Annotated in this window: 17 protein-coding genes; 8 read left to right on the forward strand and 9 right to left on the reverse strand. The window is 53.7% G+C overall.

Features of this window, described 5'->3' with window-relative positions:
* Positions 1 to 2 precede the first annotated feature (2 nt).
* A complete protein-coding gene (gene sbmA, locus OGV85_RS23765; protein WP_003021430.1) occupies positions 3 to 1223 on the reverse strand; it encodes a peptide antibiotic transporter SbmA in 1221 nt (406 codons plus the stop codon).
* Positions 1224 to 1607: 384 nt separating this feature from the next.
* On the opposite strand from sbmA, the gene ampH reads away from it, so the two are divergent.
* Positions 1608 to 2765 carry a D-alanyl-D-alanine-carboxypeptidase/endopeptidase AmpH gene (ampH, locus tag OGV85_RS23770; RefSeq protein ID WP_003021428.1) on the forward strand — a complete coding sequence of 386 codons (1158 nt, stop codon included), beginning with the start codon at positions 1608 to 1610 and terminating at the stop codon, positions 2763 to 2765.
* A gap of 1 nt (position 2766) precedes the next feature.
* Here the strand turns inward: ampH and iprA are convergent, their stop codons facing one another.
* Both iprA and ehaB read right to left on the reverse strand, forming a co-directional pair.
* Entirely contained in the window at positions 2767 to 3390 is a 624-nt protein-coding gene (iprA, locus tag OGV85_RS23775) for a hydrogen peroxide resistance inhibitor IprA (RefSeq protein WP_061548187.1), read from the reverse strand.
* 89 nt (positions 3391 to 3479) lie between these two features.
* Positions 3480 to 6404: an autotransporter adhesin EhaB gene (gene ehaB, locus OGV85_RS23780; protein WP_061548188.1), complete on the reverse strand. Its 2925-nt coding sequence runs from the start codon at positions 6402 to 6404 to the stop codon at positions 3480 to 3482.
* A gap of 508 nt (positions 6405 to 6912) precedes the next feature.
* Between ehaB and hemB the strand changes: the two genes are divergently transcribed.
* The gene (hemB, locus tag OGV85_RS23785) at positions 6913 to 7887 is read left to right on the forward strand and encodes a porphobilinogen synthase (RefSeq protein WP_003021420.1); all 975 of its coding nucleotides are present in this window, start codon (positions 6913 to 6915) and stop codon (positions 7885 to 7887) included.
* Positions 7888 to 7946: 59 nt separating this feature from the next.
* On the opposite strand, the gene tauD is transcribed toward hemB, so the two are convergent.
* Genes tauD through tauA form a run of 4 tightly spaced genes read right to left on the reverse strand, consistent with a single transcriptional unit; the run spans position 7947 to position 11363 of the window.
* Entirely contained in the window at positions 7947 to 8795 is an 849-nt protein-coding gene (gene tauD, locus OGV85_RS23790; protein WP_003021417.1) for a taurine dioxygenase, read from the reverse strand.
* On the reverse strand, positions 8792 to 9622 hold the full coding sequence (tauC, locus tag OGV85_RS23795; protein WP_061548189.1) for a taurine ABC transporter permease TauC: 831 nt from the start codon (positions 9620 to 9622) through the stop codon (positions 8792 to 8794). Before tauC ends, tauD begins: the two co-directional genes overlap by 4 nt.
* Positions 9619 to 10386 carry a taurine ABC transporter ATP-binding subunit gene (gene tauB / locus OGV85_RS23800; RefSeq protein ID WP_003838608.1) on the reverse strand — a complete coding sequence of 256 codons (768 nt, stop codon included), beginning with the start codon at positions 10384 to 10386 and terminating at the stop codon, positions 9619 to 9621. The genes tauC and tauB overlap by 4 nt, the downstream gene beginning before the upstream one ends.
* Before the next feature lie 14 nt (positions 10387 to 10400).
* Entirely contained in the window at positions 10401 to 11363 is a 963-nt protein-coding gene (tauA, locus tag OGV85_RS23805; RefSeq protein ID WP_061548190.1) for a taurine ABC transporter substrate-binding protein, read from the reverse strand.
* 335 nt (positions 11364 to 11698) lie between these two features.
* On the opposite strand from tauA, the gene OGV85_RS23810 reads away from it, so the two are divergent.
* The 6 genes from OGV85_RS23810 to fbpC all read left to right on the forward strand — a co-directional run bounded on the left by OGV85_RS23810 (position 11699) and on the right by fbpC (position 19493).
* On the forward strand, positions 11699 to 12328 hold the full coding sequence (locus OGV85_RS23810; RefSeq protein ID WP_003021406.1) for a response regulator transcription factor: 630 nt from the start codon (positions 11699 to 11701) through the stop codon (positions 12326 to 12328).
* Positions 12328 to 13869, forward strand: coding sequence for an MASE1 domain-containing sensor histidine kinase (locus OGV85_RS23815; protein ID WP_061548191.1), 1542 nt, complete (start codon positions 12328 to 12330; stop codon positions 13867 to 13869). The genes OGV85_RS23810 and OGV85_RS23815 overlap by 1 nt, the downstream gene beginning before the upstream one ends.
* An 85-nt stretch (positions 13870 to 13954) precedes the next feature.
* Positions 13955 to 15259, forward strand: coding sequence for an MFS transporter family glucose-6-phosphate receptor UhpC (gene uhpC / locus OGV85_RS23820; protein ID WP_003021400.1), 1305 nt, complete (start codon positions 13955 to 13957; stop codon positions 15257 to 15259).
* Entirely contained in the window at positions 15256 to 16287 is a 1032-nt protein-coding gene (locus tag OGV85_RS23825) for an ABC transporter substrate-binding protein (RefSeq protein ID WP_003021397.1), read from the forward strand. Before uhpC ends, OGV85_RS23825 begins: the two co-directional genes overlap by 4 nt.
* Positions 16288 to 16356: 69 nt before the next feature.
* Positions 16357 to 18435 (forward strand): ABC transporter permease, encoded by a 2079-nt coding sequence (locus OGV85_RS23830; RefSeq protein ID WP_061548192.1) that lies wholly within the window; start codon positions 16357 to 16359, stop codon positions 18433 to 18435.
* 11 nt (positions 18436 to 18446) lie between these two features.
* The gene (fbpC, locus tag OGV85_RS23835) at positions 18447 to 19493 is read left to right on the forward strand and encodes a ferric ABC transporter ATP-binding protein (protein WP_003847645.1); all 1047 of its coding nucleotides are present in this window, start codon (positions 18447 to 18449) and stop codon (positions 19491 to 19493) included.
* A 108-nt stretch (positions 19494 to 19601) separates the two neighbouring features.
* On the opposite strand, the gene mmuM is transcribed toward fbpC, so the two are convergent.
* Together mmuM and mmuP are read right to left on the reverse strand one after the other, a co-directional pair.
* Positions 19602 to 20534, reverse strand: coding sequence for a homocysteine S-methyltransferase (gene mmuM / locus OGV85_RS23840; RefSeq protein ID WP_061548193.1), 933 nt, complete (start codon positions 20532 to 20534; stop codon positions 19602 to 19604).
* On the reverse strand, positions 20521 to 21924 hold the full coding sequence (gene mmuP / locus OGV85_RS23845; protein WP_044714461.1) for an S-methylmethionine permease: 1404 nt from the start codon (positions 21922 to 21924) through the stop codon (positions 20521 to 20523). Before mmuP ends, mmuM begins: the two co-directional genes overlap by 14 nt.
* Positions 21925 to 22089: the final 165 nt, after the last annotated feature.

Consider the following 22089-nt stretch of genomic DNA (forward strand, 5'->3'; position numbering starts at 1 on the left):
TATTAACTCAGCGTATGGGTAACTTCCTGAATATCCTGACCATCAAGCTCTCGTTCAAAGCTGCGCAGACGCTTATAAATAGACATCAGTTCCACTAACGTTGTCCAGGAGTTAATCAGATACTGGAACGAGCCGCGCACCTGGCCAAACACGTTGGTGATTTGCGTCATCAGGCCGAGCGTAATCGTACCGGCAACAATCGACGGAAACAGCAGGAACAAGCCGAAAACGTTATCAACCTGCAGGTAAAGAATACGGGCGATATTGAAGTACATATAGTGAAAATAGAGACGGAAGTAATTTTGGCGTACCGCATGAAACAGTTCACGCACCGTCGGTGGCGTCGCACGGTTGCCATCATCTTCGCCATAGACCAGTTCTTTACGATAGGCCGCTTCCACGCGCTGGTTTTTAAACTCCAGCCCAGGAAGTTTTATCCCGACCACGGCCAGCAAACCGGTTCCCATCAGCGACCAGACAATCGCGGCAATCACCAGGCCATAAGGCACATGTCCAACAATCGGCAGGTCAGGAACATGGGCAGAGAGCGTAACCAGTACAGGCAGGAAGGCAATCAGCGTCATAATCGCGTTGATAAAGCTGACGCCCATATCTTCCAGCGTAGAAGCAAAACGCATGGTGTCTTCCTGCACACGCTGTGCTGCGCCTTCGATATGACGCAAATGCTGCCAGTGCGCCATATAGTGTTCGTTCATCGCGGTACGCCAGCGGAACACGTAGTGGCTGACGAAGAAGTTGTTCATCACGCCAATGACCACGGCTATCAGAGCAATGCCGAGAAAAATGCCAACTTCATGATAGAACTGCTCAATCTTCACCTTGTGTGGTGCGCTGAGCGCAGTTTGAATTAGGTCATAAAATGGCGCGTACCAGGCGTTGACAGCGACGCCGACTTCAACCAGAAACCAGGTCACAAAAATAATCAGCGATGTGCCCAGAATAGACCAGTACTGCCAGCGGTGTGGGCTGTAGAGAAACCAGAACAGCGCGAACACCCCGACACAAAGAATGTAGTACGCATAAAAAATCAGATAATCCAACGACCAGAAACGCGCTGCGCTAATAGGTACGTCTCCCGACGCGCCGGTAATATGTGCAACCCAGGCTCCCCCACCTGCTTGCCAGAATACAACGGCGACTAGTGCCCAAATAAATGCCGAAATAAAGAACGGCCCCGGCTTTGGGAAAAAAGACTTAAACATAGTGCTCTCCTGCTAACTTCTTATCGTTATGACGACTGCTGTGCATTTGCCACCGTGGAGTGCGGAGGCCAGACGGCTTACGCCCAAAAACACAAGCTGAAACCGACAATTGTGACCAAAACCGAGGCACTTAGTTCGCACCTCGGTTATGAAGAATTGTTTCTGTGGTTTTCACACTCGACAACGTTCCAGTATGTGCAGATTATCACAGCGTGAGATCACAAAAGCGAACATCCGCAATCCAGGAAACTCCTACGTTTACTCATCGTTACGTTTTTCCCACTATCATTGGTTGATAAGCGCTTTGCAATACGCCGATGAGTAGTATAAATACGCATACGCACGACATCCTTTTTCACTTTCTCTAACTCATGGACACCACCGTTGAAACGTAGTCTGCTTTTTTCTGCCGCGCTGTGTGCGGCGTCATTGACATCAGTCCAGGCGGCACAGCCTATAACCGATCCGGTTTTCGCCTCCGATATCGTCGATCGTTATGCCGACCATATATTTTACGGCAGTGGTGCTACGGGGATGGCGCTCGTGGTGATTGATGGTAATCAGCGCGTATTTCGCAGCTTTGGCGAAACGCGTCCCGGTAACAACGTCCATCCACAGCTTGATTCCGTGATTCGAATTGCCTCAATCACTAAATTAATGACCAGCGAAATGCTGGTGAAATTGCTCGATCAGGGCACGGTCAAACTCAACGATCCATTGAGTAAATATGCACCTCCAGGTGCACGCGTGCCGACTTATCAGGGCACGCCGATTACGCTGGTGAATCTGGCGACGCATACCAGCGCGCTGCCGCGCGAACAGCCTGGCGGCGCGGCAAAGCGCCCGGTGTTTGTCTGGCCAACCCGCGAGCAGCGCTGGAGCTATCTCTCTACTGCCACGTTGAAAGCCGCACCGGGTTCACAGGCATCTTATTCCAACCTGGCGTTTGACCTGCTGGCCGATGCGCTGGGAGCGGCCTCTGGTAAGCCTTATCCGCAGCTGTTTGAAGAAAAAATCACTCGTCCGCTGGGGATGAAAGACACCACCTTTACCCCGTCCCCCGATCAATGCCGACGCCTGATGGTCGCGGAAAAAGGCGCCAGCCCCTGTAACAATACGCTGGCGGCAATGGGCAGCGGCGGTGTCTATTCTACGCCCGGCGATATGATGCGCTGGATGCAGCAGTATCTCTCTTCTGACTTTTATCATCGTAGCCAGCAGGCCGACCGGATGCAGACGCTGATTTATCAGCGTACGCAGTTAACTAAAGTGGTGGGAATGGATGTTCCAGGCAGAGCCGATGCGCTTGGTTTGGGCTGGGTCTACATGGCGCCGAAGAATGGCCGACCGGGAATTATTCAAAAAACCGGCGGCGGTGGTGGTTTCATCACCTATATGGCGATGATCCCACAACAAAACGTCGGGGCGTTTATCGTGGTGACCCGTTCTCCGCTAACCCGTTTTACCAATATGAGTGACGGTATCAACGATCTGGTTGCAGAGTTGAGCGGGAACAAACCGCAGGTTATTCCCGCATCCTGAGTTAATACTCAAAAGGCAAACGGTTAATGCTCACCAGTTTGCCTTTATTCATTTCAATGTAACCACCTTTACGCAAAGCCGCGAGAACTTCAGCGACAACCGAGCGGGAAATTCGCGTGCGTTGGTGAATATAGTTCATGACGCCGATACGCGAACGCAGTACGTCGTCCCATTTCATCATGGATATCAGCGTCGCGCGAATCTGATCGTAGGAGTTATTGCCGATCAACTGCAGATCTCGCAATTCAAGCATGGAATTTTGCCATGCCAACCAACAAAAAGCTTCACGCCAAAGCTGGCACTCTTCAATTATATTAATTGTTTGTGAGGCAGGTAGATGGTATCCCGTACAATCGCTTTCCGTGATTAATCTGTATTGTATATCTGTTTTCATCACGCCATCTGAAAGCCCCATAATAAATGGCGCCTGTGCAATACCGACCAGCACATTCTCCCCTCGCCTCAGGGAAATTACACCATTTAAAATGATAAAGGTATCGTCACTGTTTATATCACTGGAATAAATTATTTTTTTATCGTTATCACACTCAAAGTGTTTGCCATATTTCGACAAACATTTATCAAGCTTACCAAATTCCACAAGCGGTTTATTTGCAGACAACATCTGGGCATTCCTTGCAATAAATGCCCGTCAAATCCGTGACGGGCATTTTTCTGAGTTAGATTATCTTTTCTTTAACAACGAGAGATGTCTTACCAGGTATATTTAACGCCAACATTTGCAGACCAGTCTTGATCTACATCACCACCACCGAGGTAGTTAGCATCGGTGTAGGCGCTGAAGTTTTTGGTAAAGCTGAACTGAGTACCCAATCCAACACGTACCGCAGAACCTTCTACACCGTTGTCGATAGAATCGCCGTTTACGTCAGAATCGTTGTTAGAGTCGTCGTAAACGTAGGCCAGTTTGAAGTACGGGGTCAGCGCCTGATCTTCGCTGTAGGCGAAGGTATAACCTGCATCTACACCGAGTTCATAGCGCATGCTGTCATAAGACTGACCGTCAACTTTCATGTCGTTGCTCAGCTTATAATCATCACCAGACTGGAACAGACCGGATACGCTGCCGTATGGCGTTACGTAGCCTGCGTCACCCAGCTTCAGGTCATAACCCAGTTTCAAGCCAAAGCCCCAGGCATCAGAAGAGGTGCTGCCATCAACATACTGACCGTTGCTCATGTTAGCAGACAGATCGTTGTTGAAGTGGGAGTAGCTTAAGTTACCGTCAACAAAGATGTTGTTGTCAAAGCGAGCAGAAGAGTAGATGTAGGCAGTCTGGCTATCCTGATCCACCTGACCGGTACGGTCGCTCATATCACCTTTCGCGAAGCCTGCTGCAGCACCGACAATCCACTTAGCGTTGTTACCATCAATTTTGGAATCAACACCAACCATGATGCCGTTAACATCCTGATCGTAGTTAATGGTGCCGTTATCTGCATCGAAGCTACCACCGAAGTAGCTTACCCATGCACCACCGTTATCAACCAGACCATGACGTGCGTTAGTCAGACGAGTACCAACGGTGTCTTGTTCCAGGTTCCAGATATTGGTGTTAGCAGACGGGATGCTCAGCGCCATGTTCGCGTAGTCTGTCAGTTCCATCTGTTGCAGAACAACGGTGTTACCCTGCTGCTGAGCCTGATAGGTGTAAGCACCGAGGTCAGCTTTGTTGGCTGCAGAGAAGGTCGCGTTGCTGTTCGTGTCGTTAACGTAGATCAGCTCGTTACCTTTGTAATCCGCAACAGAACCAGCGCCAGTCGCGTTGTCGATACGCACTTTATAGTTACCGGTTGCTGCCGCGACATGGTCACCGTAGTTATCAACTTCAGACTGATCGCCTGAGGTATCGGAATCGCCGTTACCGTTGATAGTCAGATGACCATCAGAGTTCATCGCGATCACGCCATAACCGTAGTTAGCCTGGGTGGTATCGTTGGTACGATCGTTGGTCAGGTCAGCATTCAGTACATAGTTAGTGCTGTTGATGTCGAAAACACCCGCATTAACATGGTTGTAAGCGTCGGTGTAGCTGGTCAGATTCAGCGTATCAACCTGCAGTGCATCGCCTGTGCTGTTGCCCACATCCAGAACACCGTTGTTGGTAACGTTGATGGTGTTGGCATACAGCGCAGCACTACCTACACCCCAGCCAGCAGCAACATCATCAGCAATCGTGACGATACTGTTGTCAATAGACAGCGTATCCGTCGCAACATGACCATCCTCGTTGATGTTCAGTGCAGAAGCACCGGTCAGAGAGATAGAGTCAGAAATCAGGGAAGAATCACCCACGTTGACGACGGAACCACTGTTGATGCTCAGGGTGTCGATCAGAGACGTTTTGGTGGTATCCCACTGTGAAGCGCCGTTCAGCGTGACGTTGAACAGACCGCTCTGGTAAACAGCGTTGCCAACCACATGACCATTTTCGTCATAAGAGGTTGTGTCGCTATCGATACCGTAGGTTGAAGAGGGCCACAGGCTGTTGGCAGCGATGTCGATCAGCGTTGCAGTGGCTTCAGTACCTGCAGCATAGTTATCGTAAACGCCGTCACCATCAACATCAACCTGATGTACGGACATGGCCGCGCCAACCCACTTACTGCCGTTGTTCAGAGTCAGATCCAGACGGTCAGTACCATCCCATCCGTTGGTATCCAGATCGGCATCGGTATCACGGTAAGTATCTGCGCCGTTCGGGAAGAAGTTCTCGTCAAAGTTGCTGGAGAACAGCACATCGCCCATCAGCGTAGCGTTATCAAACGTGGCAGTGGTCTGCATCGCGTTATCAGCATTCGGATGAGCAATAACCGCTAATGCGATATCATTAGCGTTCCAGCCGTTACCGTTGTAGTCGCTCGCATTGCTGGTGTTGCCAAACCAACCGGAGGTACCTTCATCAGACCATGAGCCAGAGGTCAAGGTAGAATCGGTAACAACAATGGTGTTGTTAAACACTTCGCCGCTATTTACGCCGGTACTAACGGTATTATCGTCAATATCTTCCCACTCATAACCCTGAGTCAGCGTAATACCCGCAACGTGAGAGTTGTTGGAGATAGACAGATCAACTTCTTGATCCAGCGTGATAGCCGTCCCCAGGTTATAAACGTCGACAACGTGCGTGTCAGCCACGTCATTATACGTACCGTTGTAGGTATAATGTTCGTAGTTGTCATCAATCGTTGAGTTGATAACGTTCATCGCCAGGCGATCGTAGTAGTAGTCGGTACCTGTACGGTTAGAACAATCCGTGGTCATACATTCGGATGTCACCATACCATGAATGGTACTGTTTTTAATCGTCAGGCTGTTGTTATTGGTGTTAGTAGACAGCCCATCATCCAGATAATAAGTAGAAATAACGCCGTTGACAGTAGCGTTATTGATTACCGGATAAATATCACCGTTATAAATACTATCGGTGTCGTAATTGTTCCACCCGACATATCCATCGTAATAGACGCCATCAGCATAAGATGCATCATTATAATGGGTAAACGTTGTGTAGGCGGTCCCAGAGATATCAGTAGAAGCATTCGCCTGAGAAGTGATTGCCAAAGTGCAGGCTAATGCTAATTGTGATACTACAAGTTTCTTTTTCCAAATGTGCATTTGTCATCCCTCCTCAGGGACGTAATATAGTTGATCCATCAATTATCAATGCAAAGAAAACATTTTATGTTTCGCAGGGACGATTATGCGGTTTCATTAAGGAAAGGTTCAATTATTCTTTGCCCGTTGTCCGAAACCGGACAACGTAATAAATTCAAGCCACGCCATTTAAGAAATATAAAAACCAATAGTTTCAATCAATTAAAAGAGAGCCAACATTCAAAGCATATAATTCACTAATGAATCAGAACGCAAACAAATAAATAGACAATAAATAAACACAATCTATACACCACGCTATAAAAGCAAACGCATAGATATTTAAAATAATAAAAAAACAATAAACAAAATAATGAATATGAATAAATTGCTATGCTTGTGAATAAATTGCGCTAATGATTCATCCCTTCGTTACAGGAAATCCAGATATAACGCCAACTTTCGTAAACCACACGCCCTCAGGTTCGGGTATACTACGGCCTTCGATTCCACAAACATCAGGCATACCATGACAGACCTAATCCAACGCCCTCGCCGCCTGCGCAAATCTCCCGCGCTGCGCGCTATGTTTGAAGAGACAACACTCAGCTTAAATGACCTGGTGTTGCCGATCTTTGTTGAAGAAGAACTCGACGATTACAAAGCTATCGACGCCATGCCAGGCGTGATGCGTATTCCAGAGAAGCACCTGGCGCGCGAAATTGAACGCATTGCTAATGCTGGCATCCGCTCGGTGATGACTTTCGGCATTTCCCACCATACGGATGACACCGGTAGCGATGCCTGGAAAGAAGACGGCCTGGTGGCGCGCATGTCGCGTATCTGCAAACAGACCGTGCCGGAAATGATCGTCATGTCCGACACCTGCTTCTGCGAATACACCTCACACGGCCACTGCGGCGTGTTATGCGATCACGGCGTGGATAACGATTTAACCCTTACCAACCTCGGCAAGCAAGCGGTGGTTGCCGCCGCAGCGGGTGCGGACTTCATCGCGCCTTCCGCCGCAATGGATGGTCAGGTACAGGCGATTCGCCAGGCGCTGGACGCCGCGGGCTTCACCGATACCGCTATCATGTCCTACTCCACTAAGTTTGCCTCATCTTTTTACGGCCCATTCCGTGAAGCCGCGGGCACCGCGCTGAAAGGCGATCGTAAAACCTATCAGATGAACCCGATGAACCGTCGGGAAGCGATTCGCGAATCGCTGCTGGATGAAGCCCAGGGCGCAGACTGCCTGATGGTCAAACCGGCTGGCGCGTACCTCGATATTCTGCGCGATATCCGCGAACGCACCGAGCTGCCGATTGGCGCTTATCAGGTCAGCGGTGAATACGCGATGATCAAATTCGCGGCGCTGGCGGGGGCTATAGATGAAGAGAAAGTGGTGCTGGAAAGCTTAGGGTCGATCAAACGCGCTGGCGCGGATCTGATCTTCAGCTACTTCGCACTGGATCTGGCTGAGAAAAAAATTCTGCGTTAATAACGCCTAACCGGGCCTACAGGTCGTAGGCCCGGCAAGTGAAGCGTCTCCGGTAATCATCACGCCCGATAAAATGGCTTATCTCCCAGAATCGTTGCCCGATGCATAATGCGCCGCTGCGGCAGATAATCCGCATTCGCATAATGCTGCGTCACGCGATTATCCCAAATCGCCACATCGTTGGGCTGCCAGCGCCAGCGCACCTGAAACTCCGGTTTGGTGATATGCGCGAACAAAAAGCTCAGTAACGCCTCGCTCTCTTTTTCCGTGACATCGACAATTCGTGTGGTAAATCCTTCATTCACGAACAGCGCCTGCTTCCCGCTCACCGGATGCGTGCGTACCACTGGATGCAGCAACGGCGGATGTTTAGCGACGGCCTCCAGCCAGCGCAGGTGCTCCTCTGGGGTCTTGCGATATTTATATTCCTGAAATGATTTACGGAAATCATGCTCTGCCCGCAGGCCACTCAGCAACTGACGGAACGGCTCAGACAATGCTTCATAAGCGGCAATCCCACTAGTCCACAAGGTGTCGCCCCCGGTTGATGGCAGCTCTTTCGCCGCTAAAATCGCCCCGGCAGGCGGCGTGTCGATAAAGGTGACATCGGTGTGCCAGTTGTCGTTATCCGGCGGATTATCGTTATGGGTATCCAGCACGATAATTTCTTCTACTCCTTCGGCATGCGGATAGACCGGGTGAATATGCAGATCGCCAAAACGCAGCGCCAGCGCCCGCTGTTGTTGCGGCGTAATCACCTGCTCGCGCAGAAACACCACCTGGTGGCGCAATACCGCGTGATAAAGCTGTTCAAACTGATTATCGCTCAGCGGACGCGCCAAATCCGCGCCGGAAATTTGTGCGCCAATATACGGCCCCAGCGGGGTTATGCTCAGACGTTCACTCATTGTACTTCTCCATGCCAGGGCGTCAGGCGGCGCTGAAGCGCGCGCAGACCCAGTTCTAAAATAAACGCGATAACGGCAATCACCGCGATCCCCGCCAGCACCACATCCGTTGCCAGAAACTCACCGGCAGACTGGAGCATAAATCCTAAGCCTCGCGTGGCGGCAATCAGCTCTGCCGCCACCAGCGTCGACCAGCCCACCCCAAGTCCGATACGTAATCCGGTGAGGATCTCAGGTAATGCCCCCGGCAAAATAACAAACCACAGCACCTGCGCACGGCTGGCTCCCAGCGATTGCGCGGCGCGCACTCTCACCTGCTGCGCACTTTTCACTCCCGCCAGCGCCGACATCGCTACAGGGGCGAAAATCGCCAGATAGATAAGCAAGATCTTGGAGGTTTCGCCAATGCCAAACCAAATGACCATCAGCGGCAGATAGGCCAGGGGTGGAACCGGACGATACAGCTCAATGATCGGATCGAGAATGCCGCGCATCGTCGGACTCAGCCCCATAGCGATTCCAACCGGAACGCCCAGCAGCACCGCCGCCAGCAGCGCGATAACAATACGTGTCAGACTCGCCGCCAGATGCTGCCACAGCGTGGCATCCATAAATCCCTGCGGACCGGCAATAACGATCAGCTTTTGTAAAACCTGTCCCGGTGGCGGTAAAAACAGCGGACTGATTAACTGCAGCGCCGCCACCGTCCACCACAACGCCAAAATGACGGCCAACGTGCCAAGGCTTAAGGTAATCTGCCGCGAGAACGGCCAGCGCCAGTTCAGTGCGCGCTGGCGACGGGGTTTATCATTAATCACCACGCTCATGAAAATGCCTCCCGTTGTTCAAAGACTCGACCTAACACGTACTCGCGCATGGCGATAAACTGCGGATCGGACTTAATGCTGCGACTCGACTCTCCAGCCACAAAGCGACGGGCGAAATTCAGCGGCAGACGCTCCAGTACCCGGCCTGGGCCTGGCGACAGCAATACCAGCTCTGTCGCCATAAACACTGCTTCTTCAATATCGTGCGTAATCAACAGCACCTGTTTGCCAGTCTCATGCCACAGCTTCAGCAGCAGGGTTTGCATCTGCTCACGAGTAAAGGCGTCGAGCGCGCCAAAAGGTTCATCCAGCAACAACAACTGAGGATTGGCCGCCAGCGCCCGCGCAATGCCGACGCGCTGCCGCTGTCCGCCGGAAAGCTGCCAGATAAAGCGTTTGCCCGCGTCCTCCAGCCCGACTTTCTGCAACATCTCCAGGGCAATACGCTGACGCTGTGGTTTATCCACCCCCGCCAGCTGCAGACCAAAAGCCACGTTGTCCTGCACGTTACGCCAGGGCAGCAGACCTTCATTCTGGAATACGACCCCGCGATCTGCCCCCGGACCGTCAACCCTGTTACCCGCCAGCGTGATGCTGCCATGCTGATACGGCACAAATCCGGCAATCAGATTTAACAATGTGGTTTTCCCGCAACCGGAAGGTCCGAGTACCACCAGCAGCTCACCGCTATCGAGCGTCAGGTTGATATCCTCCAGCGCCGGTTTTCCACCGTAGCTGGCGGCAAGATGAGAGATTTGCAGCATCAGCGCCTCCTTATTTATTGCACGAAGCGATCGGTCACGTACTGGCTGTAATCCGTCGCGACAGCGGGGACTTTGCCCTGCTCTTTGAGGAACTGCGCGGTGTCGATAATGGCTTTGTTCACCGGTCCGGTCAGTTCGGCAGTCTGCTGTTGCGGCGTCAGGTAAGTGTTACCTTTCACCAGTCCCGGCACATCCGCTTCCGGCACGCCGCTTAAACGCGACAATTTGCTGATATTCTCAGGCTGCTTCAGCCACTCATCGGGATTAGCGATATAAGGTTGCTGCGCATCGATAGCGCTTTTGGCAAAGGCTTTCACCACCTCAGGATGCTTCTCGGCAAAATCTTTGCGTACCACCCACACGTCCAGCGTCGGTGCGCCCCACTCACTAACCTGCGATGAGTCGGTTAACACCTTGCCGTCTTTTTCCAGCGCATTGACCGCAGGAGCCCAGACGTACGCGCCGTCAATATCCCCGCGCTGCCATGCGGCAATAATCGCAGGTGGTTGCAGGTTCACAATCTCCACCTGACCGGGTTTAATCCCCCAGTGTTTCAACGCCGCCAGCAGGCTGTAATGGGTGGTGGAGATAAACGGCACCGCAATGCGTTTGCCAATCAAATCTTCCGGTTTAATGATGTTTTTCTTCACCACTAGTGCCTCGGAGTTACCAAGCTTTGACGCCAGCAGAAAAACTTCAATGGGTACTTGCTGACTGGCGGCGACCGCCAGCGGGCTGGAGCCAAGATTACCGATCTGCACGTCGCCGGAGGCTAGCGCCCGGACGATGCTCGCGCCGCTGTCGAATTTGCGCCAGTCAACGGTAGCGCCGCTCTCTTTGGCAAAAGTATTATCCGCCTGCGCCACTTTGGCGGGTTCGGCGGAGGTCTGATAAGCGACGGTGACGTTCACCGCCTGCGCCTGAAATGCGATGAATGCCAGTGCACCGAGAAGTGCGTTACGCGATGAAATAGCCATGATTGTCTGCTCCCCTGTCTTGTTATGGAGGCAGTATTTCGTTGCGGCACAATTTGATAAAGGAATTAAAAATTCTGGCTAAGAACAAAGCGTTTTTAGAAAAAAAGCGGCAATAGTTAGCGATTTTGCTCATTACAGATGGAATTCGTAGGCCTGATAAGCGCAGCGCCATCAGGCACTGTTGCCGGATGGCGGCGCAAGCGCCTTATCCGGCCTACAACACCCGGCAAATTATTGCGATTTTGTTACATTCGTTACATAACTACACCTGGATGATTGCCAGCGCGGCGCTGACCGGCATCATAGACGCCATTATCAGGCAAGAGAGTAAAATCATGATTCATGTTGTGCTGGTGGATGACCATGTGGTGGTGCGTTCCGGCTTTGCGCAATTACTCAGTCTCGAAGACGATCTCAACGTTACCGGTCAGTACAGCAGCGCAGCGGAGGCCTGGCCTGCACTTCTGCATGATGACGTCAACGTTGCGGTGATGGATATCGCCATGCCGGATGAAAATGGTCTGAGCCTGTTAAAACGACTGCGGGCACAGAAGCCCGGTTTTCGCGCCATCATTCTCAGCATCTATGACTCACCCACGTTTGTGCAAAGTGCGCTGGATGCCGGCGCCAGTGGCTACCTGACCAAACGCTGCGGACCAGAGGAGCTGGTGCAGGCGGTACGATCGGTCGGTATGGGCGGGCATTACCTGTGCGCCGATGCGCTGCGGGCGCTACGCGGCGGCGAACAGCCCGCGCAGGTACTGGAAGTACTGACCCCACGCGAGCGCGAAGTGTTTGAGCTGTTGGTCAAAGGCGACAGCGTAAAAGAGATCGCCTTCAAGCTCGACCTCAGCCACAAGACGGTACACGTTCATCGGGCGAACGTGCTGGGCAAACTGCAATGCCACAGCACCATCGATCTGGTGCATTTTGCCCTCGACCACCAGCTATTAACGGGGCATTAATGTCGCGTAGCCTTCGGCATTGGGTTATTTCTCTGTTTATTCTGCTGGCCTGGGGATCGGGCTGGTTGATGCTGTGGACGCTGGGGTTTTACCTGACCCACAACGGCCAGCAGGCGGCGCTGTTCCTGCCGCACGGCGTCTATCTCGCGCTGCTCATCCTGCTTTCTCGCCGTTACTGGCCCGCGCTGGTACTGCCGCCGGTGCTGATGTTGTTCTGGCTGCACAGTGAGCAATTATTGAATGGCTATATCCTGCTGGCCGCGCCGTTAATTAGCCTGATTCCGGCGAGCATCGGCCAGTCATACTGGCACCGCTTCCCCCTTTACTGGCAGCGCTTAACGCTGCTGCTGGCCGGGGTGACGATCACCTCATTGCTCAATACCGCCCTGCTTTCACCGTTTATCCAAAGTCCGGCAACGTTAATTGGCCTGGCGTCGTTTACCGGCGGCGTGCTGCTGACGCCGTTTGTCTATCTGATCTATGAATTTTTGCGCCAGCAGCACCGCTATCATTTGCTCGGGCTGGATACCACCAATCCCCCGCTGCGCACCTCGCTTATCATCTGGTGCAGCCTGTTTTTTATTATTGGCATCGGCACCCAGATGGTGTTGTCGCCGGAGATCGAGCGCCTGTTGCTGATCGTGGTGTTTTTACCGAACGTGGTGATGGCGTGGAAATTTGGCTGGCAGGGCGGCGTGTTGTCCGGATTGCTCGGCAGTATGATGATCACCATCGCCCGGCAAATCGGCGTCGGGTTCAGTAATTTACTGGAGCTGGAGATTTTCCTCGCCACCCAGGCGCTGCTCGGCATATGGCTGGGGATCGCCATCAGCCGCCAGCAGCATCTGGCGCAAAACCTGCACCATTATCGCCAGCGTCTGGAAACTGAACTGGCGGCGCGTCGCGCGCTGACCGAACAGCTGATCCGCACCGAAGAAAACACGCGCAAAAGCCTGGCGCGGGAACTGCACGACGAAATTGGTCAGAACATCACCGCCATTCAAATTCAATCACAACTGGTCAAACGCGCACCGGGTCGCGAGCAAACGCTTGAAGCGGCAAATCAGATCAACGACCTGGCCCGGCGTATTCACCACTCCACCCGCCAGCTGCTGCGCCAGCTGCGTCCACCCGCGCTCGATGAACTGTCTTTTAAAGATGCACTACATCATCTGGTGAATGAATTTGCTTTTGCTGAACGGGGCATTCGCTGTCGCTTTGATTATCAGCTAGAGAATACGCCAGAAAACGAAACGGTGCGCTTCACGCTGTATCGCCTGTTGCAGGAGTTACTCAATAACGTCTGTAAACATGCCGATGCCAGCGATGTGTCGATTACGCTGCGCCAGCAGGAACATAGCTTGTTTCTGGACGTCGCTGACAATGGCGTGGGTATTCTGCCAGAAAAAATTCCCGGTTTCGGTATCCAGGGAATGCGTGAGCGGGTGAGCGCCCTTGGCGGTGAACTGACGCTCGAATCAAACAACGGCACACGGGTAATTGTTAACCTGCCCACAAATTTGCAACAAATCAGCCGCTAACCAGGAAAAAGTCTTAGCCACTCTGGACTTTCTCTCATCCTCTTTTGCTTTCATTTTCCTATAGTCAGCACAAACGGAGACTGCCATGCATACACGCTCAGCCAGCGAAACAGATCAACAATACCGGGCGCTACGCCCCCGACTGCTGATGTGTATGGTCATTGGCTATGCCGCGTTTTATCTGACGCGCAAAAGCGTTAACTACGTCCTCCCGGCGCTACAAACGGACCTGGGTCTGGATAAAGGCGATATCGGCCTGCTGGGGTCGCTGTTTTACCTGACCTATGGCCTGTCGAAATTTACCGCCGGACTGTGGCACGACAGCCACGGACAACGCGCATTTATGGGCATTGGCCTTTTCGCCACCGGTGTTTTGAATGTGCTGTTCGCCTTTGGTGAATCGCTGACGCTGCTGCTGGTGGTCTGGACGCTGAACGGGTTTTTCCAGGGTTGGGGCTGGCCGCCCTGCGCCCGACTACTGACCCACTGGTACTCGCGCAACGAACGCGGATTCTGGTGGGGCTGCTGGAATATGTCGATCAACATTGGTGGGGCAGTTATCCCGCTGATTAGCGCCTTTGCCGCCCACTGGTGGGGCTGGCAGGCAGCGATGCTGGCACCGGGGATTATCAGCATGGCGTTAGGCATTTGGCTCACTCTGCAACTGAAAGGCACGCCCCGGGAAGAGGGATTACCGACGGTTGGGGAATGGCGGCATGACCCGCTGGAGCTGCGTCAGGAACAGCAAAGTCCGCCGATGGGGCTGTGGCAAATGTTACGTACCACCATGCTGAAAAACCCGATGATCTGGCTGCTCGGCGTGTCGTATGTATTGGTCTATTTGATCCGCATTGCGCTCAACGACTGGGGCAACATCTGGCTGACGGAAAGCCACGGCGTGAATCTGCTCAGCGCCAATGCCACGGTGATGCTGTTTGAAGTTGGCGGTTTGCTGGGGGCGCTGTTTGCCGGATGGGGATCGGATCTGCTGTTCAGCGGTCAGCGTGCGCCGATGATTTTGCTGTTCACGCTGGGGCTGATGGTCTCCGTCGCCGCGCTGTGGCTGGCGCCGGTGCACCACTACGCGCTACTGGCAATGTGTTTCTTTACGGTGGGCTTTTTTGTGTTTGGCCCACAGATGCTGATTGGCCTCGCGGCAGTGGAGTGCGGACACAAAGCGGCAGCAGGTTCAATTACCGGTTTTCTCGGGCTGTTCGCCTATCTGGGGGCCGCGCTGGCGGGTTGGCCGCTGTCGCTGGTCATAGAACACTACGGCTGGTCGGGAATGTTCAGTTTGCTCTCGGTCGCCGCTGTCTTTATGGGTTTATTGCTGATGCCACTGCTCATTGCAGGCATTACCCCTTCTCTCAGTCAAAGGATAAAACAATGAAACTGACGCTTACCTCTACACTAATTGCCTCCGCTCTGACGCTGGCAGCCTTCAGCAATGCAGCTCAGGCGCAGGGCCGTCTGGTGGTGTATTGCAGCGCCACTAACGAGATGTGCGAAACCGAAACCAAAGCCTTCGGTGAAAAATATGATGTGAAAACCTCATTCATTCGCAACGGCTCGGGCAGTACGCTGGCGAAAGTGGATGCCGAGAAGAAAAATCCGCAGGCGGATGTCTGGTACGGCGGTACGCTGGATCCGCAGTCCCAGGCCGGGGAAATGGGCCTGCTGCAGCCGTATAAATCACCCAATCTCGAACAGATCATGGAGAAATTCCGCGATCCCGCGAAGGTGAAAGGCAACCTGTCCTCGGCGGTTTACGTCGGTATTCTGGGCTTTGGCGTCAATACCCAGCGCCTGAAAGAGAAAAACCTGCCGGTGCCAAAATGCTGGAAGGATCTGACCAAACCGGAATACAAAGGTGAAATCCAGATTGCTGACCCGCAAAGCTCCGGTACCGCCTATACCGCGCTGGCGACTTTTGCCCAGTTGTGGGGTGAAGATCAGGCCTTTGACTACCTAAAACAGCTCAACGCCAACGTCTCTCAATACACTAAATCAGGCATTGCCCCAGCGCGTAACGCCGCTCGTGGCGAAACGGCGATTGGCATTGGCTTCCTGCACGACTACTCGCTGGAAAAAGAACAGGGCGCACCGCTGGAGCTAATTTCACCGTGCGAAGGTACTGGCTATGAGATCGGCGGCGTTAGCATTCTGAAAGGCGCGCGCAACCTCGATAACGCCAAACTGTTCGTTGACTGGGTACTGTCAAAAGATGCCCAGGAACTGGCGTGGAAGAAAGGTAAGTCCTATCAGATCCTGACCAACACCACCGCCGAGACGTCTCCTAACTCGCTGAAGCTCGACGACCTGAAACTTATCAATTACGACATGGATAAGTACGGCTCGACCGACGTGCGTAAAGCGTTGATCAATAAGTGGGTCAGCGAAGTGAAGATGGGTAAATAAGCCTACATCGGCGATCATTTGCCGGGTGCGGCGTTAATACCGCATCCGGCCTGGAATACCGGAACCGCTATGTCACACACACTTGCACTCCATCCCGTGAAAAAACGGGATGCGATATTTCTTTGGGTTTTGCTTGGCTGGCTGGCGTTTGCCCTGTTGCCAAGCTGGAGCCTGGACTACGGTCTGCTGGAGTCGACAGGCGAGGAAATACTCGCCGCCTACGGCTGGTCACAGTTCAATATCAGTTGGTTATGGTATCTGCTGCCGAGCCTGCTACTGGTGCGTCCGTTCCATGAGGCCAGGCGCGAACAGCGCGGCCGCCATTATCTTGATGCGGGCTGGGCTTTTTTCTGTATGGCGTTTATCGTCGCCAGCGCGACTCTTGAGGGGCGCGGCTTAGGCTATGCCACCATTGTGTTGTTTGTGGCACTTGGCGCGATCATGACCCTGGCGCTCACCCGTCTGGAATGGCTGGGCGGCGACCGTTTCGTCATCGGTTCGCTCACCGCGATTGTCGCGCTAATCGGTATTTTTATCGTCTGGCCGAGTATCGCTATTTTTATTCCGATGTTCACCAACGACGCCGGGGAATTTGCCCCGCTGGCGTTTATGAATGTGCTGTCGCAGGCACATATCATTCAGGTGATCCTCAACTCGATTATGCTGTCGATTGCCGTCGGCGTCGGCTGTACCTTCTTTGGTCTGGTACTGGCTATCTATACCACCCGGATCGCCAGACGCAGCGCCATAATCGGACGTATCTTCTCGATTTTGCCGATCGTCACCCCGCCGTTTGTCGTGGGTTTAGGCGTCACGCTGATGATGGGACGCTCCGGCTACATCACCGAATTTATGGTCGAATGGTTTGGCTTAACCAACACCAACTGGCTGTACGGTTTTACCGGCATCTGGCTGGCGCAGGTGCTGGCCTTCACTCCGATGGCGTTTATGATCCTCGACGGAGCAATTAAAACCATTCATCCGTCGCTGGAAGAAGCGTCATACACCCTGCGTGCCAGCCGCTGGCAGACCTTTAACGGCGTGTTTGTCCCGCTGCTGAAACCAGCGCTGGCGAACGCCTTTTTGATTGTGGTTGTGCAGTCGCTGGCTGACTTTAGTAACCCGCTGGTGCTCGGCGGTAACTTCGACGTGCTGGCAACGCAAATCTACTTCTACATCACCGGTTCGCAGCTCGACTACCTGGCCGCCAGTACGCTGGGCGCATTCCTGCTGCTGTTCTCGCTGCTGGTGTTCTGCGTGCAATATATGTGGATTGGTAAACGCTCATACGTCACCGTTTCCGGTAAATCCTACCGGGGCGACGTGCAACCGTTACCTGTGACGTTGGTATGGAGCGTGGTCGCGCTGCTGGCGGTGTGGATTGCCTTTAACGCCCTGTTGTACGGCAGCATTTTCTACGGCAGTTTCACCGTTAACTGGGGCGTGGACTACACCCTGACGTTAGCGAACTTTACCAAACTGTTCGGTCAGGGGATGAGCGACGGCGCATGGCCTTCACTGCTCGACACCCTGCTCTACGCCGGTATTGCCGCGCCGATCACCGCCATCTTCGGTCTGCTGATCGCCTGGGTAGTCGTGCGCCAACAGTTTAAGGGCAAGAAGACCATCGAGTTCACCACCATGCTGTGCTTTGCCGTTCCAGGCACCGTCGCGGGCGTATCGTACATTCTGGCCTTTAACAGCGCCCCGGTTTACCTCACTGGTACGGCGGCGATTGTCATTATCTCGATGGTAATGCGTAACGTCCCGGTCGGTATTCGGGCGGGTATCGCGGGCTTAGGCCAGATCGATAAATCACTGGATGAAGCCTCGCTCAGCCTGCGCGCCGGTTCGCTGCGTACCATTACGCATATCCTGCTGCCGCTGCTACGCCCGGCGATCCTTTCGGCGCTGATTTACAGCTTTGTGCGCGCCATTACCACCGTCAGCGCCATTGTGTTCCTCGTCACGCCGGATACCCGCGTAGCGACGGCCTACATCCTTAACCGAGTGGAAGACGGCGAATACGGTGTGGCGATTGCCTACGGTTCCATTCTGATCGTGGTGATGCTGGCGATTATTTTCATCTTTGACTGGCTGATCGGTGAATCACGTACCTCCCGTTCAAAAGCCAAAAACCAGGCGTAATGGAGCGCACTATGACTCAGAAAAATTTCGTTGAACTGCGCAACGTCACCAAACGATTTGGCAGTAATACGGTAATCGACAATATCAACCTCACCATCCCGCAGGGGCAAATGGTGACGCTGCTCGGCCCGTCCGGTTGTGGCAAAACCACCATTTTGCGCCTGGTCGCCGGGCTGGAAAAACCGAGCGAAGGGCAGATTTTCATTGATGGCGAAGACGTCACCCATCGCTCAATTCAGCAGCGTGATATCTGTATGGTGTTTCAGTCCTATGCCCTGTTCCCGCATATGTCGCTGGGAGAGAACGTTGGTTACGGCCTGAAGATGCTCGGCGTATCCCGCGCTGAGGTGAAAGCCCGTGTCAAAGAGGCACTGGCGATGGTCGATCTGGAAGGATTCGAAGAGCGCTATGTTGATCAGATCTCCGGCGGTCAGCAGCAGCGCGTAGCGCTGGCCCGCGCGTTGATCCTCAAGCCGAAAGTGCTGCTGTTTGATGAGCCGTTGAGTAACCTCGACGCCAACCTGCGTCGCAGCATGCGCGACAAGATCCGCGAACTGCAAAAGCAGTTTGATATCACCTCGCTGTACGTCACCCACGATCAGAGCGAAGCCTTTGCGGTTTCCGATACCGTGCTGGTGATGAACAAGGGGCACATCATGCAGATCGGTTCACCGCAGGATCTATACCGCCAGCCCGCCTCGCGCTTTATGGCAAGTTTTATGGGTGACGCCAACCTGTTCCCGGCCACCTTCGGTGACCAATACGTTGATATCTACGGCTACCACCTGCCGCGCCCGCTGCACTTTGATACGCAAGGCGAAGGCATGGTCGGCGTGCGCCCGGAAGCGATCACGCTTAGCGATCGCGGCGAAGAGAGTCAGCGCTGCGTGATCCGCCACGTGGCCTATATGGGCCCCCAGTATGAAGTCACGGTGGAATGGCACGGGCAGGAGATCTTATTGCAGGTCAACGCTACGCGTTTACAGCCGGACGTCGGCGAGCAGTATTATCTCGAAATCCATCCATACGGCATGTTTGTTCTGGCGGACGCGGCATAACGTTTTGTGGCTTTGTAGGCCGGATAAGGCACTTGTGCCACCATCCGGCAATGCCTGATGCGCTGCGCTTATCAGGCCTACATTGAACGATGTAAGCCCGATAAACTCTCAGCTTCGCGCTTTTAGCGCGGCAATATCCGCAGGCGTGGTGCGACAGCACCCGCCAATCAACCGTGCGCCAGTGGCCTGCCACTGCGGCAGATAATCCGCCAGATGCGCACAATGCTCACCGTGATGATGCCAGGTTTTGCTCACGGCATCATACTGCTCGCCCGAGTTCGGATACACTACCAGCGGCAGCGCCGTTAAACTGTGTAAATGCTGCAACGCAGCGGTGGTGTTTTCCAGCGCAATGCAGTTAATACCTAGCGCCACCACCTGCGGATAATCCGCCAGCAACGCAACCACGTCACGCAGCGGCGTGCCGTCGCTCAGGTGCTCGCTGTCACGCAGGGTAAATGAGAACCACGCCCGCGCACGCGGATATGCGGTCAATAGCTCAGCCAGCGCGCTAATTTCGGCAAAATTTGGCAAGGTTTCACAGGCTAACAGATCGGCCCCGGCATCCAGCAAGGCTTCCACGCGCGGGCGGTGAAACGCCTGAAACTCTTCAGCGCTACGTTGGTAATCACCACGGTATTCAGAACCATCCGCCAGATACGCGCCGTAAGGCCCGACCGATCCTGCTACCAGCAGCGTGCCCGCCTGCGGGTTCTCTGCCAGATACGCTTCACGGGCTTTACGCGCCAGCTCCACGCTTTTGCCAATCAGCGCTTTCGACTGCGCTTCATCCAGATCTCGCGCGGCAAAGCCCGCCGGCGTAGCCTGATAGCTGGCGGTGATCGCGCACTGCGCCCCCGCCCGGTAGTAATCGAGATGGACTTCGCGGATAAGCTCCGGATTTTCGACCAGCACTTTGGCTGACCACAGGCTATCGGCTAAATTACAGCCACGCGCTTCCAGCTCCGTCGCCATCGCACCATCGAGCAGCAGGAAATCCTGTTTATCGAGGATGGCGCTTAACGGATTATTCTGCGACATGTTCGGGCTCCTGTTTGGCTTTACGCGGTTGAGTAAGGAAATAAGCACCATAACACACTGCCACAAACGGTAACCCGCACCACAGCGCAATTCTCTGCGCTGGATCGAATGCCAGCCCGACACAAGCCACCAGACACAGCACAAATCCCAGTACCGGCACCAGCGGATACCACGGCGCGCGATAATGCAATTCACTCAATGCCTTACCCTGCTGCAGATGACGGCGGCGAAAGACGAAGTGTGAAGCACAAATGCTCAGCCACACCGCCACCACCGCAAATCCGGAGATTGCCGACAGCGCGACAAATACCGTATCCGGGGCCACCACGCTGGAAAACAGCGCCAGCACACCACCGAGCATACTGACCGACAGCGCCGTCAGCGGCACGCCATTTTTCGTTACTCGCGCAAAACAGGCCGGTAGCGTACGTTCATTTGACAGCGACCACAGCATGCGCCCGGAGGCATACAGCCCGGAGTTCGCCGCGGATAGAATAGCCGTCAGGATCACGAAGTTAAAAATATCGGCGGCGTAAGGAATCCCCACCTTCTCAAACACCAGCACAAACGGGCTTTTCTCCACGCCCGCCTGCTGCATCGGGATCAGCGCCGCCAGCACAAACACGGTGCCGATAAAGAAAATAATCAGTCGCGCGATAGTGGTACGAATCGCTACCGGAATGACCTTGCGCGGGTTTTCTGTTTCTCCGGCGGCAATACCGATAAGCTCGGTTCCCGAAAAAGCAAAATTCACCGCCACCATCGTCATCAGGATCGGTAAGCCACCGTGTGGGAACCAGCCTTCCGCCGTGATATTACTCAGTCCAGGCGCGGGCGAGCCATCCTGCATCGGGATAAAACCAAAAATCGCCGCCCCGCCGAGGATGATAAAGGCGATGATAGTGACCACTTTTACCAGCGAGAACCAGAACTCCCCTTCGGCAAAAAAGCGCGTGGAGATGACGTTCAGGCCAAAAATAATCGCGCAGAACACCACACACCAGACCCAAACCGGCACCTGTGGAAACCAGTACTGCATACAGAATCCGGCGGCGGTAAAACTCGAACCCAGCGCTACAGTCCAGGTCAGCCAGTAGAGCCAGGCTACGGTATATCCCGTTGCGGGGCCGAGATAACGCGCAGCATAGACGTGAAACGCCCCAGTCTCCGGCATCGCGACCGAAAGCTCGCCCAGACACTGCATAACCAACCAGACCACCAGCGCGCCAATCAGATAAGCCAGCAGCGTTCCCGCCGCCCCTGTGGTGGAGATGATGTACCCGGTATTGAAGAATAACCCTGTGCCAATCACGCCGCCTAAGGAGAGCATTATCAGGTGACGCGTTTTCATTGTGCGCTTCAGTGGCGCATTTTGTTGTGTTGTTTGCATATAACCTTCTAAACGTATGGACATCTAAACATCCAAAGAAGGTTTGTTATACCGTGTTTGTTAACAGAATGCAAAGTCAACCCTGCACCAGGCGCAGATGCCCGCGCCGGGCGCTTAATATCGGGTGGGGATTAATAATCAAATACAAAAAGGGCCGCCAGCTCA

Source organism: Citrobacter sp. Cf132, from assembly GCF_030333885.1.
Taxonomy (GTDB): Bacteria; Pseudomonadota; Gammaproteobacteria; order Enterobacterales; family Enterobacteriaceae; genus Citrobacter; species Citrobacter freundii.